We start from the raw sequence: 15,991 nt of genomic DNA, 5'->3' as shown, positions 1-15,991 counted from the left end.
TAGATGAATACTCTTGGACAACGACTCGCGGTCGCCATGAAGGACGCCGGGCATGCACGCCCTGCCGACCTGGCGCGTGCCGCCGAAACGACGACGGCAACGGTCAGCAACTGGCTCAACGACCACGTCAAGGCCAACCACGTGAAAGCCGAACAGCTGTTCCGCATTGCCGATGCGGTGAAGCTGGACCCACGCGAGCTGCTCTTTGGCCCGCTGGGACGGGGAGTCGGCGAGCGCGGCACGGCCTACATGCACATGCCCAGCGAAGCCCATCTGGATGTCTGGCAAGCGGCCTATGAGCTGGTCGCCCACATCCTTGACGAGCGCGGACTTGAGGTGGGCTACCGTCGCGAGGCCACGCTGGGGTTGATGGCCCATGACCTGCTGATGGAGGGCGTCAGCCGCGGCAAGGTCGCACGCGTGGTGATGACTGCCCTGCCCTGACCCATCGCGGGCTGGTAGCATGGCCGTCGATGGGGATGGGGCTCCCCCGATAACCGCCTGAGATGGCTGATGGCTCCTGCTGAGACGAACCCGGCGTTCGTCGATGGCAGGCCGTGCCCGCCATTGCGTCCGCCGTCGAACCTGCGAACACGCACTCGAGGCAAGCAATGCAGACGTTCAACAACTATGTGCTGGTATTCCTGGGCGGCGGTGTCGGCGCCTGCCTGCGCCATGCCTGCAATCTGATCGGCGCCCGCGTGGCCGCCGGCAGCACCTGGCCCTGGTCGACGTTCCTGGTCAACATCAGCGGCGCCGTGCTGATGGGCGTGGTGGTGGAGGCGTTTGCGCTGCGCAATGGCGCTTCGCCGCAACTGCGCCTGCTGCTGGCCACCGGCATTCTTGGTGGCTACACCACGTTCTCCACCTTCTCGCTGGAAACCGGCCTGCTGCTGCAGCGGGGCCAGCATGGCCTGGCCGCACTGTACGCCGGCGGTTCGGTAGCCCTGGGCCTGGCCGGGCTGTTCGCCGGCATGAAGCTGACCCGGCTCGCGCTGGGGTAACAGTCAGCCGGCAGCAGCGCGCGCCTGTCCGCGCCACTGCCGTGGCGATTGCCCGGTGTGTGCCTTGAACGCCCGAGACAACGCGGCCTCGCTGCCATACCCAACCTCGTCGGCGATCCGTTTCAACGGTCGCCCCTGCCGCAACGCCTGCTGCGCCAGGCCTACCCGCCAGCCCTGCAGATACTGCCCGGGCGTGGTTCCCATGGCCTCGCGGAAACTGGCGGCGAACACGCTGCGCGACATGCCTGCAACGTCGGCCAGATCTTCCAGCGTCCAGGCCTGGGCGGGTGCCTCGTGCATGGCCACCAGCGCCAACCGCAGCCGTGGATGGCCAAGCCCGGCGAACAGGCCGCCGCGCATCTCGCCCCCCTCCATCAACTGCCGCAGCACCTGGATCATCACCACCTCGAACAGGCGGTTGACCATCACCGTGCGACCGCAGCGCTGCTCGAATGCCTCCTCGAACAGCAGCTCCAGGGCGGCATGGCCGCCATACAGTTCGGCCAACGGCAGGCAGATGAAATCGGGCAGCGCGGCACTGATCGGGTTGAGCCTGCCGCCCTCGAAATGGAGATTGGCGCAGGCCATGTCCGCGCCATGCTGAGGATCGGTGTGGAAGCGGTGTGGCAGCGGGCGCGGATACAGCAGCAGGCTGGGAACGTCGACCTGCACCGTCTGCGTGCCATGACTGACCTGCAACGGACCGCGCCGCACCAGGTGCAGCTGGCCGGCCTCGCCCTCTCCTTCGAGACTGTTGATGCCACACAGCGCGCCGGCATGAAACACCGAGGCGGTGACCGCGAAGCGTTCGAGCAGGATGGCGAGGCGATCGACCATGACGGGACCCCAGATCAAATGGAAGGGAGCAGATACGGCAGATCGTATCGAATTCGATTGCATTGCGTCAGGGGCTAGCCACCGTGCAGGGGCAGCGCTATACAGGCGGCACCTTCCGCGCAGACCGCACCGGCCAGGGCAAAGACCATGATGCGAACCTTCCACCGGCTGGTCCTGGCACTGGTCCTGCTAATTCCGCACGTGTCGCAGGCCGCCGCGCCGCCCGCCCCGCCACGCACCTCCAGCGGTGAGCTGCAGGGCGCGCGCTGGCGCCTGGACGTGCCCGCCGGCTGGAACGGCGAACTGGTGATGCTGGCGCATGGCTATGAACCGGTCGGCGTGCCGCAGCCATCACCGATGCCGGCCAACGACAGCACCGCCAGCCTGCTTGCAGCGGGCTATGCCGTGGCGCAGAGCGCCTATGCCAGCCAGGGCTGGGCGGTGTCAGATGCGATCGTGGACATGGAACGCCTGCGCGCCCACGCCGTGTCCGAATTGAAGGACGTGCGTCGCACCTGGATTCTCGGCTTTTCGATGGGCGGTGCGGTGGCCATCGCCACCCTCGAACGCCTGCCACGTCACTACGCCGGTGGCGTGTCGCTGTGCGGGGCCAACCTGCCTGGCGAACAACTGGCCAATGACCTGCTGACCACCCTGGTGGCGTTCGACTATTTCTTCCCCGAAGCCAAGGGACTGCCCCGGCAGGGCCTGGCATCGGCGGAAGCTGCGGCACTGCCGCAGATGGAGCTCTATCAAGGCATCGCCGCCGCGCTTCAGACCCGGCCGGCCGTGGCTGCGCAACTGGCTGTACGGCTGCAGGTAAGCGTGGAGGCATTGCCGGGCACGATCAGCCTGCACGCGATGATCCTGCACGAACTGGCCACGCGCGCCGGCGGCATGCCGGTCGGCAACGTTACGACCGTCTACCGCGGATTCGGTGACGACAAGGCGTTCAACGCGGGCGTGCAGCGGCTGGCACCTGCTGCGCCGGCACAGCGATACGTGCGCGAAAAGCTGGCGTTGACCGGCGCGCTCAAGCGACCGCTGGTGATCCAGTTCAACAACAACGACCCGAGCATCGTGCCGCGCATGCAGGCGGTGTATCCGCAGCTGGCCGAGCACGCTGGCGCCACGCCATTGCCGCGCGTACTGCCTGCGGTGGGCGAAGGCCACTGCGGCTTTGCGGATTCACAGGTGGTCGAGGCGTTGAAGGCAGCAGCGGCTCCCTTCCGAGTCGCCGACCGCATCAGTGGCCGAGCGTACCCATGGTGAAGGTATAGCCGGAGCGCATGAGGAAGTCGCGCATGCGCAGTTCGGCGCGGCGCGGAGACGGAAGATCCGGCGGGCCATACAGGGCATAGACCACGCCAGCGCCCTCGATACTCTCCCGGCGCACATCACAATGACGGCTCTCCGAGGCGACGACCCAGCCATCCTTCAGTTGATCGGGGCCGATGGACTGCCCGTTCTTCAGCCGGAATGTAAGCCAGCGCACATCTGCGGTTGACCTGCTCATTGCCGACCAGCCGCATCGTGCATGCGGCCCCTCATGTCCTTGCCTGCCATTGCTGCTCCCGAAGACCAGGACTCCGACCATACCCCGTCGCAATGTCGTGGCCGGCTGAGACTGCCAGCGGCGCGCGGCGGGCCTCAGGCGTGTACGTCGAACAGCCTGCGGAATGCCTCCTGCCCGGCAGGTGTGACCTGCAGGTCGCGCCGCCCCGCGAGGCGACGCAGCCAGTGGTTCTGCAGGAAACTCTCCAGCAGTGCTTCACCCACCATGCCGGCCATGTGCGGGCGCCGCTCGGTGCAGTCCAGGCAGCCGCGGCAGTATCGCGCGGGCGTCACCTGTGGCGATCGCGCGATCAACGCTTCCAGCGGCTGCCCCACGGCGCGCAGGATGGAGGCGCCATGGGACGTCATCTGCCAATGGTCTGCAGCCGTGGAGATCGCCCCGGTGCTCAGCAGGTGGTCACAGATGGCGACAGCGTATTCACCCGCCAGGTGCCGGTAGCAGGTGCGCGCCCGGCGGAAGCCGGCATCAACTCGTACCGCTCGTGGAGAAAGCGATGGCCGTTGATCGCTGAAACGCAGGATGCCTTCCAGCATGTCGGCGACCTCGGTCGAGGCAATCCGGTGATAGCGGTGGCGTCCCTGCACCTCCACGGCCAGGATGCCGCCATCGAGCAACCGCCGTAGATGACTGCTTGCCGTCTGCGGCGAGATGCCAGCCACGCCGGCCAGCTCGGACGCCGTGTGCGCCCGGCCATCCATCAACGTCAACAGCATGGCCGCGCGTGCATGGTCACCGACCAGCGTGCCGACATGGATGAAGGAGCGGGACGTCTGGACCATGGCCGCATTGTGGCATGCCGCTTTCCGCGCATCGTTCGACCCGGATCGAAGCATGCGCGCCCCTGCAGAGGGCACAGTCATCGCCCGCACCCCACGAGCTCAGGCATGTCACCGGAAGACCTCCAACGCCGCTGCATCACCCCCTCCGTGCTCTACCCGGGAACACCGGTGGTGCTGATGACCACGTTGAATGAAGACGGCAGTGCGAACATCAGCCCGCTTTCGTCATTCTGGGCGCTGGGCGACCGCGTGGTGCTCGGCATCGGCGAACAGGGCCAGGGCTGCAGCAACCTTCTGGCACGCGGCGAATGCGTATTGAACTTCGCAGATGCCACGCAGGCGGCGCAGGTTGAGGCCATCGCCCGCGCCACCGCTCGTACCCCGGTGCCGGAGTCGAAGCGCGCCATGGGGTACGTGCATGTGCCTGACAAGTTCGCACTGGGCGGCTTCAGCCGCGTCGATTCGGTGCAGGTGGCACCGCCGGCGATTGCCGAATGCCCGCTGCAGGTGGAGGTCACGCTGCTCGCCTCGCACCGGCCCAGCGGAACGCAGGATCAGGGCTTCATGATCATCGAAGGACGGATCTGCCGGGTGCATGCGCACGAGGCGATCACCGTTGCCGGAACCCAGCACATCGACGTGCAGCGCTGGGCACCGTTGATCTACCTGTTCCGCCACTATGTGGGCACCACCACGCCGGTGGCGCGCAATTTCCGCGCTGACGATCCTTTGCCATTGCCTGCCTGAACCCTTGGCTGCGCACTGCGAACCAGGGGTTGAAGAAGCCGCTGATTCAGACGCGGGATCGACGCAGCTCCAGCGCAGCGAAGGTGTACCAGCCGAACGCCGGCAGCAGCGCGATGCGCTGGGTGAGGCCGCGATAGGGCTCCGGGTCGAATCCGGAAAGCATCAGCCACAGATAGGCCATCCCCAGCAGCGAGATGGCACGCGCAATCCAGGCCATCCGCGTCGACGCAGCAGGGCCCAGCTCAGCCAGGAACAGCAGCGGGGTCAGGATCGAGAAGATGCCGATGCCATAGAGGCCATGCAGCGGGCTGCCCGTGGTGAAGACGCCATTGCTGACCATGGACACCCCGAACAGGGTGGAGGTGAGCACCGTGAGCGCGAAACGGCGGCTTTGTGCGAGCAACGCAAGGCTGAAGACGATGATGGCCGAGCCACTGACCACCGCGCCGACCTGCACCGCCTTGGCTGGCAGCCCCGGCATCAGGCCCAGCTCGCTGAGATGCTGGGAGAGCGGGTGGTAGCCGGGCACGGTGAATGCAAAAGCGATCAGCGCCAGCATGGCGCCGAGGGGAACGTACACCGCCTGCTGGATGGCCAGGTTCCGCACTGCAGTCACCACCGCTGAAGAGAAGTGCGGCGACGTTAGCAGCCGGTCCCGCCGGGTCGCATGTGCAGTTTGGTACCCCTGCTGGCGCCAGGGGTCCGCACAAAGAAAAAAGCCCTGACCGGAGTCAGGGCTTTTCAATTGGAGGCCTCAAGCGGAATCGAACCGCTGTAAACGGATTTGCAATCCGGTGCATAGCCACTCTGCCATGAGGCCAACGTACTGCGATCAGGAACGACGCCCCTGACATGACAAAACCCCGCGATGGGGCCTGTCGGAACATGGAGCGGGAAACGAGACTCGAACTCGCGACCTCAACCTTGGCAAGGTTGCGCTCTACCAACTGAGCTATTCCCGCATAAGCCGTCATGGTACCGGAAGCCCGGGACACACACCAGCCATTTCACAACAGTTTTCACTTTTCTGACTGCGCGAAGAGCCTTGTGGCTCAACGTGCCCCGCCTTGCCGTGGCGGGAGAAAAACAAGGCCCCAACCGGGGCCCTGTGCAATCTGGAGCGGGAAACGAGACTCGAACTCGCGACCTCAACCTTGGCAAGGTTGCGCTCTACCAACTGAGCTATTCCCGCAGATTCTCCGACCTGCGTCGAAGGAGCGCTATTGTGTCCAAATTCCTTCACGCCGTCAACAGTCCGCAGCACCGATGAACCCGCCCACGAGACCTCGTTTCGCCCGCCTGTGCTGGAGCCTTGTCGCCCTGGCCTGGCTTGCGGTGATTGCTGCACTGATCAATGCAGGCTTCACCCCGGACTATTGGATGCTGCGCCACTTCGAAGGCGCAACCCTGCCCTACCCCACCGGCGCGGTCATCCAGTTCGCTGTACTGGCCGGAGCGGAACTGTTGGTCACCGTGCTGATCGTGCGTCCCTGGAAACCAGGGCGCCTGTGGCTGCGGCTGCTGATAGCCCTGGTGCTGCTGCTGGCCTGGTCGTTCCCGTGGCTGGCCGCTGCCCTGCACCAGGCGCCGGTGCAGGGCATGCACCTGCTGTGGCTGCTGCTTCTGGATGTGGGATTGCTGCTGGCGCTGTGCGTGGTGTCGCTGGCCAGTGCGTGGCGGGCGTACGGGAGGCCAACAATCGGCAAGCACGCAGGTTCGCGCTGAGTTGATGAACGCGACGCTTCGGTCGAGAAGGCGAATCGGTCATGGCAGATTTTCGGAATAGTTGCATGGCCCTGTAGCGAATGAATAACGGACAGTATGCGACCCGAGCATCTGGCGCCGGCCATGTCCCTGTTGACCAAGCGCGCCCTGATCTCCTTCTGATCAAGGACCGTCCATGCAGCAGCCGAACAACCAAGTCGCATCGATTGGACTCAACTGTGCGGAGATCGAAGCACTACATGAGGTACTGCCGGCCACTCTCCGGGGTTTGCTGATCCGGCGCGGGCGATCCATATTCAGAAATGGACGAATCCAGCTATGCCATCCCCAGGATCTTGCGATGGTGATGGACCAGATTCTGGCGCATGACGTGGATCTTGCTCCTTCCGACACGCATGCCTATGCATACTCCGCGTTCGGTACCATCTACTTCGTCCACGGGCTGCATGGCGCAGGTCAGATCGACCTTTTGAACGGTACGATCCTCTGCAAGCGATTGGCTGAGGGGCCATCCTCATCGTGCGATATCGGCCAAAGCGCGACCACTCCGTTCCGACTCCCCGACGACACGCTGGACCTCATCAGCCATGAAGGCCAGCCATTGTTCGACGCTGCCACTCTGAAGCATGGGGCCTTGGATGTCGGGCAGTGCTTTGGATTCTTTCCTGCACTTGGAATGGGCGGCATTGCGCACCTTGACTCTCTGCAGGCGGTGAACGCGCCGATTCATTTTTCAATTCTTGCCCAACTCGCCGACTTCCAACTCGTCCGCGAAGACTCGAATGGGAAGCTCTCCCCGGTAACACGACGACCATCACTACCGACTCCACATCAGATCGTCACGCGGCTTTCCCCGGAATGCCCATTCCGGATTGTTCGATACGCGGAGATTGCTGATGAAGTACCTGAGGACTCGATTTATAGCAGCAGGCGGCAACCTGCCGAGAAGCTGGATGAACTGGTCCTTCTCGCCGATGGAGACCTGATCCTCGACACCTTGGACCTGGACGACCCGCTGGCTCCATGGCGGAATGGAAACATAGGCGAGCATGCATGGTTCATCTTCGTTCGCGGCAACATGACGATCACCCGGCACATTCACAGCCTGGAGACCGACGGCGCATGTGGACTGATTGTCTCGGGTGATCTAACGACCACCAATGCCATCGTCAGCGGACAAGAAATCCGAGTCGGCGGAAATCTCCGTGTCCATGAATTGTTCTGGGGCGACTACAACCACGGACGCCTGCACGTTGTCGGAAGTACCGAGGCCGCGCTCTTCATCCAGACCGACTATTGCGTGGAGCTTGATGGCCCGATTCAGTTCCTGCGCAGGATCGACGATGTCGAAGCCATGGATGGCGATGAACTGGCGCAACTCATCGAGCCGGACTGTCTGTTCAAAGAGGACGCTCATCCAGACAGTAGTTGGTCGCTGAGTGCGGAAACGATAGTCGAAAGGCTGAAATCAGGGAAAGGCGTCATCCGGAGGCAGGGCCTGTCAGCGGCGGATCCCCTGCTGTGCACACTCAACTTGTTTGGTGATACCAATGTCAGCCCAGTGAACTTCCTGAGAGTTTGTGGCGAGGACATGTTGCCGATGGAAACTCGTGACTATCAGTTCATTCGCAGCGGCATTTCACTTTACGTGCAAGTGGACACCGAACATCCGGAAGCTGCCGCCTACATGGTGCAGATGGAAGATCTGTCACAGAGGATTGGCGCCCGCTTCGTAATGGAGCACGTTGAGACCGACGTCGGCGTGATTGATCGCCTCATGGGCCGCCGACCTGGGAAGAGTTGGGGCCTGTGGAAATACGTCTGCAATGATACGAGTCAGGACAAGGCGGAATGGAGACAAGTCGAAGCGAATGAAATCCAACCACCCCATGTTGCGCTGGTCCTCGAGGGCTGGCGATTCCTTCAGGAAGGAACGTCCAGTCGCCATTGGACAACGCAGATCATTTCGCCGCAGGACATCCGCCATCTCCTGGCGCTGGCGATATGCCAACCTTACGATGACTACGACGATGAAGATCGGTGCGGATTCTGGGTCGGCCACTGTCACGCGGCGTTTCGCCAGCAGAAGAGTGCTCCAGCCACTGAAGAACCCATACTTCGCTTGTCCCAGGAACTGCATCAACCTAACGGAACCAGCGTTATCGAGAGCTACTACTACGACATTGAGACGTGCATGGACGGAAAGGAACGGGTCCGTATCCGCCACAAGGCAGACCAGGACGCAGAAGAGGCGCCGGTCCAGATCGATCCTGTCGGAGGACCTGAATTGGCCGCCGCTTTACGGTTGTTCAAGCTCGGCGCTCGGGAAATGCGTCGCACCAACGCCAAGCTGCTCGACGGTGAGACGCCCTGGTTTGCGGATGAAGATGCGTTCGCGATGGACTATTGGAAGCAACAGGGTTACCTGACCAGGTAGATGAAGCCATCTTTCCACCAACCAGCCGCATCCCGAATCTTCTGGCTGCTTGCATTTATTGTGTGGCTGCTGATCTTCTGCGAGCTTATCCACGCTGGCTTCCAACCAGACCATTGGCCGCTGCGTCACATCGAGTCTGGTGCTCTGCCCTACCCCACAGCGTCAGTCATCACTTTCGCTCTGATCGTCCTTTTGGAGATCGCAGTGCTAGGGCTGATCGTAAGGCCATGGCGGTTCCGCCGTTTGTGGCTGCGGATGCTGATCGGCGTCTTTCCGTGGTTGGGATGGACCGCTCTTTGGGGCATGACCGCCATGCATCAATCCCTGGTGCGCGACGTGCACCTTAACTGGCTACTGGCCGTTACCGTTTTCTACCTGCTGGCGCTGCTCGTGATTGTTCCGGCCTCGGTCTGGCCACGCCTGCGAAGCTGGCTCAGCAGCTGACCCGGCACCCTACCTGTGGAACTCCACCCGCACATGCTGGCCGACGCGCGCCTTGGCGGCGCTCTCGAATTCCAGCACGCACTCCACCACCTTGGCCACGCCGCGCCCTGCGTCTTCGGGCAATCGTGCCTGCGCGAACACCGGGCTGATGCGGACCACACGTGCCACCGGCAGTGGCTTGCCCTCTGCACCATCGCTATCGATCACCACCGTCGCACGCATGCCAACCTGCACGGCATCGGTGTAGGCCGCACTCAGCTCGGCACGCACCTGCAACGGTCGCGCCGGCAACAGTGACATCGCCGGCTTGCCGGCCTGCACGAACGCACCCACGCCCGGTACCTGGCCGACCACGGTGCCGGCGTCCGGTGCGGTCAGCGACATCTGTCGCAGCTTGAGCCTGGCGTGCTCCAGCTTGTGCTGGGCCAGGTCGACCTGCGCTCCGGCCACATCCACATCGGCGCGGACGCCGGCCAGCTGCTGCCTCGCTGCGTCGGCCTGCTGGCTGGACGACACGCCTTCACTGGCGCCGGTGGCCAGGCGGGTGGCGTTGCGCTCCAGTTCGCGCAGCTGCGCCTGACTGCCCTTCAGCCGATCGGTGGCCAGCGCGAGATCGGCATTGGCCATGCCCACCTCCTGTTCAAGCAGTGCGCCATCCAGGGTGAGCAGGACATCGCCCTTGCGCACCACCGCCCCTTCCTTCACCGGCGCGGTGCTGACCGAACCATCCATCGCTGGTACCAGTGCAATCAGCCCGCCTTCCACATCGATGATGCCGCGCGCGACGGCGACGTTGTCCGCGCTGGCGGCCGTGGCAGCGGTCGGCTGCGCGGGTACGGGTGCATCCTTGCTGCAGGCACCCAGCAGCAATGCCGCGCCCAAGGAGAAGCTGAGGGAGAACAACGGCGGCATTCTGGTCATGGGCTGGGCTCTACGGTTTTGTTCTGGCGGCGGTCATCGCGGACCGTGCCGTCTTCCATGGCGATCACCCGATCCGCATGGCGGATCAGGCGTGGATCGTGGCTTACACACAACACCGTGGCCTGATGCGCGCGTGCATAGCGGTGCAGGATGTCGATCACGCGCTGGCCGTTCTCGGCGTCCAGTGCGCTGGTGGGCTCATCGGCGAAGATCAGTGTGGGTGACTTGGCGAACGCACGGGCGACGGCTACGCGCTGCTTCTCGCCGCCGGACAGCTGTGCCGGGCGCATGTGGCTGCGGTGCGAGAGGCCGACTTCGTCCAGCGCCTGCCGCGCCAACGGCTCGCTGTCGCGGTTGCGCATGCCGCGATAGCCCAATGGCAGCTGCACCTGCTCCAGCGCCGTCAGCGCCGGGAACAGGTTGAAGCCCTGGAACACGAAACCGACGTGGTGCAGACGGAAGCGCTCCACCTCGCTGCGGGTCATGTGGCTGACGTCCTGGCCAAGCGCATGCACGCGACCGCCATCAGGCGTTGAGAGCCCGGACATCAGCGACAGCAGCGTGCTCTTGCCGCAGCCGGAGGGGCCCGATACCAGGGTCAATTCGCCGGGATAGATGTCCAGCGACAGGCCACGCAGCACGGGCACATGCACATCGCCGGACACGAAGCCCTTTTCGAGTGCGTCGGCACGCAGGGTCGGGATCGCGATGGGAGCATTCGTCATCGGTGGCCCCTCAACGCAACAGCAGCGATGGATCGGAACGGACGACGCTGCGCACCGCCATGATGCTGGACAGCATGGCCATCACCGCGACCAGCCCCACGCAGCCAAGAACCACCGTCGGCGTGAGCTGTACCGGTACGCGCTGGGTCTGCGCGACCATCAGCACCACCGCGCTGAAGGCAGCGGCCAGCAGCATGCCGACACCACCGATCAGCACGGCCTGTTCGAACACCACACGGGCCAGCGCGTAGCGGCCTGCGCCGAGCGCATTGAGGGTGGCGTACTCGCGTACCGACCCGGCCACCACTGCGGCAAATGACTGGTTGGTGATCACCGCGCCGACGAAGCAGACAATGACCGCCATGAACAGCACTGCGATGCCGGCGCCGGTATCGAACAGCCAGTATTGCTGCGAACGACTGGCGAACTCCGGCGCTGTCCAGAACTCGACGGGCGTGGCGCGGCCCGTCGATGCACCGAGTCGATCACGCACGCGCGCGGCCAGCTCCGGTGAGCGCGTGCCCGCCACGAAATAGGTGCTGCCTTCATGCGGATCGGTTCCGGCGATGGCACGCGCGGTATCCAAAGACGCCAGCACGTTGACGCCGCCAAGGCCACGCAGGCCGGGTTGCGCGGCAACCACACGCACGGCCTTGCCATTGATCCACGCGCGGTTGCGGTGCAGATCGACGCCCAGCGTATCCAGGTCCGCGCTGTCGACGATCACCGCACCGGGTTCGCGCAACCGGGCACGCAGATCGGGCGACAGGATGCGCGAGAACATCATCGCGTCGCCTGCCGTGGAGATGCCGGACAGATAGACCGACACGTTGCCGGCACCCTGTGCGCTGGAGCGCCACTCGCCATCGACCCACTCGTAGGGTTCGACGCGGGTGACATCCGGGTCCATCCGCAGGCGATTCTCTACATCCGCACTGATCGCATGACCGTAGTTCACGCTCTGCGTGCCGGCAAAGCCCGCCCAGACATCGGCGCTGGATGCCTTCACGTAGATCGCGGCGGTGCCGAAGATGCCCAGCACCAGTGCCGCCTGCACGATCAGCAGCACGCCGGCGAAACACATGGCCAGCACTACCGGCAGGAAACGGCGCCACTCGTAAACCAGGGTCTTGCGGGCAAGCGCGATCATTGCGCGTCGCCTTCAGGCTCGGCTGGCAAGGGAGCACCGCCCACTGCGCGATAGAGCGATGCGAATGCAAGTACGCGAGCACCCTGCGCGCCGATCAGGTCGGCCTGCGCGGACAGCGCGGCACGCTGGGTTTCCAACCCGTCGAACTCACTGGAAAGACCAAGCTGCACCTGCCGGGCCTGTCGTACGACCTGCTGCCGGGCTGCTTCGTCGGCCACCTGCAGCGACTGGATGCTGCTGTCCTGGCGGGCAAGGCTGCCCAGTGCACCTTCCACTTCCGCCACGCCCTGCAGCACTGCCTTGCGATACCCCAGCAAGGCTGCATCCAGCTGCTTGTCGTCGGATTGATAGCGCGCACGACGTTGGCCCCAATCCCACAGAGGGATATCGATGTAGGGACCGATCGATGGGCTGGAATCGGAATTGGAGCGAGCGTTCTGGGTCAGGTTGTAGGCGTACAGGATGGAACCGCCCAGGCTCAGCTTCGGGAACATCGACGCGCGTGCACTGCCCTTTTCGGCGGCAGCCTGCAGCACATCGGCCTCGGCCAGCAGGATCTGCGGGCGGTGGCGCAGCAGATCGGCGGGTACCTGCTGCAGGGTGAAGGCGCTCAACTGCGGTGGCGTGCGGTAGGCATTCCAGGCCGGATCCGGACCATCGCGACCCAGCAGCAGTGCCAACGCGCGCGAGGCGTTGCCCGCGTTCTCATTCGCCTGTGCAATGGCCGCGCGCGTGGCCGCCCGCCGCGCGCGCAGGCGATCCAGTTCACCGGGCTCGTCCAGATGCAGGCGCTGCCGCACCAGGCCCAGTTGCTCGCCACGTGCGTCAACGGCCTGCTGCCTGCCCAGCAGATCCACCTGCGCCTGCGCGACGGAAAGATCCAGGTAGCTGCGCACCACATCAGCGATGACCGCCACCTGTGCCGCATCGCGCAGTGCTTCGGCATTTCCGTTGGCCGCCTGCGCGCCTAGACGGGCACTCTCCGCTGCGCCAAACAGGCCAAGATCCCAGATCGCTTCGACGCCTGCGTGGAAATACGTGTCGACCGCTGCGGCGTCCTGCACCTGCTTGGCACTGGCGGAGATTTCCGGACGGAAGCGCGCATCGGAGGTGCCCGACAGCAGGCGTACCGCCTGCAACCGCAGGGAGGCCTGGCGCAGGTCCAGATTGCCGGCGACGGCCTCGTCCACCAGCGCGTTCAAGCGCGCATCGGCCAGCACCTTCCACCACTGCCGCGCGTCGACCGCTACGCCCTGCCCTGCCGCGGTCTGACTCCAGACTGCTGGTACGCGATCAGGCAGATCGGGAACCGGCACCGACATGCAGCCCACCAGCATCATGCTGGTCAGCAGCGCCCCGGTACCCAGGACGATGCGTGGGACGACGGCATTCCGTTGCGCGAACGCTGCCGGGAAAGTGATGCGACTGGCCACCCGCCCGCCTTCGTGGAGAGAGAAGCCGAGGAGGCTACGCCGCGATTGTGGAGTGGACATGGAGAATCGGTCGGAGGTGCGTTACAGCGCGTGTGCGGTGCATGCATTGCGAACCCTCGGCCTTTCCACAGCCTTTCATCGGCGCCGCCAAGCTGAACGCTGGACTGTCCGCGGGCGCTGCGGCACATTGTCCTGAACGCTTCCACCGGCAGGCAATACGCTTGAAATCCGCCCTTCGCCGCACGCTCGGCATCTTCGCGACCGTACTCATCGTGGGCACGACGGCGATCTGCCTGACCACTCCGTTGGCGTCGAACGCGGCCATGCTGCTGATGGACCGCAGCAACTTCATTCCCGCGCAGTCGTCGATCTTTTCCTTCGAGCCCTACGTGATCAACGAGGGCTCGTCGAACTACTGGTTGTACGGCCAGGACCGGAACTACTACTACCACTTCACCTACCAGGCCGACGCCCCGTATCTGTACATCCCGCGGAAGAACGCCTGCGCCGGCTTCGATCGTGCGGACGTGCGAACCTGGTGCGGTGCGGGCCGAGGCAGCCCGCGCTAGCGCGATCGCAACCCCTTTCCAGTGCGCAAACGAAAAACGCCCCCTTGCGGGAGCGTTTTTCTGAATCTGGAGCGGGAAACGAGACTCGAACTCGCGACCTCAACCTTGGCAAGGTTGCGCTCTACCAACTGAGCTATTCCCGCAGATTCCGTTCGACCTGCGTCGAAGGAGCGCTATTGTGTCGGGATTGCTGCACGGCGTCAACAGGATTCTGCTGCCCCCTCATGAAGCAGCGTTCAGCTTCAGGATCACATCCGCACGCCCCGCCGATGGAAGTAGATCTGCTCGGCCAGCCGGCGCATCGGGCCGGTACGCAGCAGCGCATTGACCGGCCAGTCCCGCTGCAGGTGGTCCATTGCCCAGCGCAGCATGCGCTTGCGGTGAAAGGTGGGGGCGGCCTGACGCGCCACCTGCTCTGCGGCCGGCCCCTTGCCGCGCCGGTGCAACCCGATCGCATCACCGACCGCCCAGCCATGCCGCCATGACGAGTGGATGCCGCCGGCCGACAGCGGCGAGACGACACCTGCCGCATCACCGGTCAGGATCACGCCCGGCGCAGTGATCGGGCCATCCGGCAACCCGCAGGGCACCAGGCCCGCGCGGGTGCCGGCAACCTGGGCCGAGTGCGGAAGTCCCACAACGTCGCGCACGTGTTCAAGGAATCCCTCGATATCCGGCGCGCGTGCATGTGCGGGATCATGCCGCAGCGCCAATCCCACCTGCACGCCGGTGGGATTCTGCGCGGCCCAGCCGATGTAGCCGGGTGCGAACCGGCGGCTGACAAAGCAGTGCAAGGCATCGCCTTGCGGCAGCTGCACGCCGGCAAACTCGCGCTCGACGCCATACAGATTGTCGCGCACCTGGCCCAGGCCGGTACGCTGGGCAACACGTGATCGTGCGCCATCAGCGCCGACCAGACAGGCCGTGCGCCCCACCCCTTCAACCTGCCACGCGTCGCCGTCGCGGCAGGCGTCGGTGAACGACTGCTGCAGCCGCAGGTCCACGCCACTGGCACGCAGTTCGCTGGCCAGCCAGCGCATCAGGTTCGGCGTATCGGTGGTGAGGAAGTAGTAACCCGGCGCGGTCAGCAGCACGTTGTGCAGGTTCGGCGCATACAGGCGCACGCGTGCGACGCGTTGCACGAGATGATCGGGCATGCGCCCCAGCCAGGTCTGTTCCATCGCCTCCTTCACCACGATACCGGTGGTGTGCAGGCGTTCGCCGGGGTCGGCCTTGCGCTCGAGCACGCAGACGCGCAGGCCGTACTGAGCGGCGGCAAGTGCGCAGGCGGCACCGCCAAAGCTGGCGCCGACAATGACCACGTCGTAGTCGTTGGCAGGGGGAGTGTGAGGCATCGCGGCATCACCTTGCTGGATCCGGGAGTACAGCGTGGGATCGGCAGATGGTGAGGCGATGGAGTGGCGGTGAAGTGGGGATGAAGCCGCTCCGGCCAAACGAAAAACGCCCCCTTTCGGGAGCGCTCTTCTTGAATCTGGAGCGGGAAACGAGACTCGAACTCGCGACCTCAACCTTGGCAAGGTTGCGCTCTACCAACTGAGCTATTCCCGCTTGGGAGGCGAAATTCTACCTGTTCTGCGCAACGCGTCAAGGCCTTTTTTTCAGGCAGTTCGAGAGGTCATGGAA

Annotated in this window: 17 protein-coding genes, 5 tRNA genes and 1 riboswitch; of the genes, 8 read left to right on the top strand and 14 right to left on the bottom strand. The window is 64.5% G+C overall.

Features of this window, described 5'->3' with window-relative positions; translation table 11 throughout:
• Positions 1 to 3 precede the first annotated feature (3 nt).
• Both J2X70_RS11250 and crcB read left to right on the top strand, forming a co-directional pair.
• Positions 4 to 444, top strand: a complete 441-nt coding sequence (locus tag J2X70_RS11250; RefSeq protein WP_223485056.1) for a helix-turn-helix domain-containing protein — start codon at positions 4 to 6, stop codon at positions 442 to 444.
• A 22-nt stretch (positions 445 to 466) separates the two neighbouring features.
• Positions 467 to 530, top strand: a riboswitch (Fluoride riboswitch).
• An 81-nt stretch (positions 531 to 611) separates the two neighbouring features.
• Positions 612 to 1,004 (top strand): fluoride efflux transporter CrcB, encoded by a 393-nt coding sequence (crcB, locus tag J2X70_RS11245; RefSeq protein WP_025875171.1) that lies wholly within the window; start codon positions 612 to 614, stop codon positions 1,002 to 1,004.
• Between the two features lie 3 nt (positions 1,005 to 1,007).
• Here crcB and J2X70_RS11240 read toward each other — a convergent pair whose 3' ends face one another.
• The gene (locus J2X70_RS11240; RefSeq protein WP_099783521.1) at positions 1,008 to 1,841 is read right to left on the bottom strand and encodes an AraC family transcriptional regulator; all 834 of its coding nucleotides are present in this window, start codon (positions 1,839 to 1,841) and stop codon (positions 1,008 to 1,010) included.
• Between the two features lie 150 nt (positions 1,842 to 1,991).
• Here J2X70_RS11240 and J2X70_RS11235 point away from each other — a divergent pair, with 150 nt between their 5' ends.
• Positions 1,992 to 3,113, top strand: coding sequence for a hypothetical protein (locus J2X70_RS11235; protein WP_309910352.1), 1,122 nt, complete (start codon positions 1,992 to 1,994; stop codon positions 3,111 to 3,113).
• Here the strand turns inward: J2X70_RS11235 and J2X70_RS11230 are convergent.
• Both J2X70_RS11230 and J2X70_RS11225 read right to left on the bottom strand, forming a co-directional pair.
• Entirely contained in the window at positions 3,088 to 3,357 is a 270-nt protein-coding gene (locus tag J2X70_RS11230; protein ID WP_025875177.1) for a hypothetical protein, read from the bottom strand. The two genes, J2X70_RS11235 and J2X70_RS11230, sit on opposite strands and share 26 nt — an antisense overlap.
• Before the next feature lie 134 nt (positions 3,358 to 3,491).
• Positions 3,492 to 4,196, bottom strand: a complete 705-nt coding sequence (locus tag J2X70_RS11225; RefSeq protein ID WP_309910350.1) for a winged helix-turn-helix domain-containing protein — start codon at positions 4,194 to 4,196, stop codon at positions 3,492 to 3,494.
• A gap of 177 nt (positions 4,197 to 4,373) precedes the next feature.
• Here J2X70_RS11225 and J2X70_RS11220 point away from each other — a divergent pair, with 177 nt between their 5' ends.
• The gene (locus J2X70_RS11220) at positions 4,374 to 4,943 is read left to right on the top strand and encodes a flavin reductase (protein WP_134833335.1); all 570 of its coding nucleotides are present in this window, start codon (positions 4,374 to 4,376) and stop codon (positions 4,941 to 4,943) included.
• Between the two features lie 46 nt (positions 4,944 to 4,989).
• Here the strand turns inward: J2X70_RS11220 and J2X70_RS11215 are convergent, their stop codons facing one another.
• The 4 genes from J2X70_RS11215 to J2X70_RS11200 all read right to left on the bottom strand — a co-directional run bounded on the left by J2X70_RS11215 (position 4,990) and on the right by J2X70_RS11200 (position 6,135).
• Positions 4,990 to 5,688 (bottom strand): DUF998 domain-containing protein, encoded by a 699-nt coding sequence (locus J2X70_RS11215; RefSeq protein WP_139784925.1) that lies wholly within the window; start codon positions 5,686 to 5,688, stop codon positions 4,990 to 4,992.
• A 1-nt stretch (position 5,689) separates the two neighbouring features.
• Positions 5,690 to 5,763 (bottom strand) — tRNA-Cys (locus tag J2X70_RS11210).
• Between the two features lie 66 nt (positions 5,764 to 5,829).
• Positions 5,830 to 5,905 (bottom strand) — tRNA-Gly (locus J2X70_RS11205).
• A gap of 154 nt (positions 5,906 to 6,059) precedes the next feature.
• Positions 6,060 to 6,135 (bottom strand) — tRNA-Gly (locus J2X70_RS11200).
• Between the two features lie 74 nt (positions 6,136 to 6,209).
• Here J2X70_RS11200 and J2X70_RS11195 point away from each other — a divergent pair.
• The 3 genes from J2X70_RS11195 to J2X70_RS11185 all read left to right on the top strand — a co-directional run bounded on the left by J2X70_RS11195 (position 6,210) and on the right by J2X70_RS11185 (position 9,549).
• Positions 6,210 to 6,668, top strand: a complete 459-nt coding sequence (locus J2X70_RS11195; RefSeq protein ID WP_309910347.1) for a hypothetical protein — start codon at positions 6,210 to 6,212, stop codon at positions 6,666 to 6,668.
• Positions 6,669 to 6,843: 175 nt separating this feature from the next.
• A complete protein-coding gene (locus tag J2X70_RS11190; RefSeq protein WP_309910345.1) occupies positions 6,844 to 9,105 on the top strand; it encodes a T6SS immunity protein Tdi1 domain-containing protein in 2,262 nt (753 codons plus the stop codon).
• On the top strand, positions 9,106 to 9,549 hold the full coding sequence (locus J2X70_RS11185) for a hypothetical protein (RefSeq protein WP_309910344.1): 444 nt from the start codon (positions 9,106 to 9,108) through the stop codon (positions 9,547 to 9,549).
• Between the two features lie 9 nt (positions 9,550 to 9,558).
• On the opposite strand, the gene J2X70_RS11180 is transcribed toward J2X70_RS11185, so the two are convergent.
• Genes J2X70_RS11180 through J2X70_RS11165 form a run of 4 tightly spaced genes read right to left on the bottom strand, consistent with a single transcriptional unit; the run spans position 9,559 to position 13,685 of the window.
• A complete protein-coding gene (locus J2X70_RS11180; RefSeq protein ID WP_309910342.1) occupies positions 9,559 to 10,470 on the bottom strand; it encodes an HlyD family efflux transporter periplasmic adaptor subunit in 912 nt (303 codons plus the stop codon).
• On the bottom strand, positions 10,467 to 11,195 hold the full coding sequence (locus J2X70_RS11175) for an ABC transporter ATP-binding protein (RefSeq protein ID WP_049464392.1): 729 nt from the start codon (positions 11,193 to 11,195) through the stop codon (positions 10,467 to 10,469). The genes J2X70_RS11180 and J2X70_RS11175 overlap by 4 nt, the downstream gene beginning before the upstream one ends.
• 10 nt (positions 11,196 to 11,205) lie before the next feature.
• The gene (locus J2X70_RS11170) at positions 11,206 to 12,345 is read right to left on the bottom strand and encodes an ABC transporter permease (protein WP_309910339.1); all 1,140 of its coding nucleotides are present in this window, start codon (positions 12,343 to 12,345) and stop codon (positions 11,206 to 11,208) included.
• Positions 12,342 to 13,685, bottom strand: a complete 1,344-nt coding sequence (locus J2X70_RS11165; protein WP_309910381.1) for a TolC family protein — start codon at positions 13,683 to 13,685, stop codon at positions 12,342 to 12,344. The genes J2X70_RS11170 and J2X70_RS11165 overlap by 4 nt, the downstream gene beginning before the upstream one ends.
• Before the next feature lie 314 nt (positions 13,686 to 13,999).
• Here J2X70_RS11165 and J2X70_RS11160 point away from each other — a divergent pair, with 314 nt between their 5' ends.
• Positions 14,000 to 14,347, top strand: a complete 348-nt coding sequence (locus J2X70_RS11160; protein ID WP_256994028.1) for a hypothetical protein — start codon at positions 14,000 to 14,002, stop codon at positions 14,345 to 14,347.
• A 67-nt stretch (positions 14,348 to 14,414) separates the two neighbouring features.
• On the opposite strand, the gene J2X70_RS11155 is transcribed toward J2X70_RS11160, so the two are convergent.
• From J2X70_RS11155 to J2X70_RS11145, 3 genes are all read right to left on the bottom strand, one after another.
• Positions 14,415 to 14,490 (bottom strand) — tRNA-Gly (locus tag J2X70_RS11155).
• A 105-nt stretch (positions 14,491 to 14,595) separates the two neighbouring features.
• Complete coding sequence (locus J2X70_RS11150; protein ID WP_309910336.1) at positions 14,596 to 15,702, bottom strand: NAD(P)/FAD-dependent oxidoreductase; 1,107 nt, start codon at positions 15,700 to 15,702, stop codon at positions 14,596 to 14,598.
• Between the two features lie 138 nt (positions 15,703 to 15,840).
• A tRNA-Gly gene (locus J2X70_RS11145) sits at positions 15,841 to 15,916 on the bottom strand.
• Positions 15,917 to 15,991: the final 75 nt, after the last annotated feature.

This window comes from Stenotrophomonas sp. 1337, from assembly GCF_031455455.1.
In the GTDB taxonomy this organism is placed as follows: Bacteria; Pseudomonadota; Gammaproteobacteria; order Xanthomonadales; family Xanthomonadaceae; genus Stenotrophomonas; species Stenotrophomonas indicatrix.
Note: the sequence above shows the minus strand (reverse complement) of the source record. Positions and strands in the feature narration are given on the sequence as shown.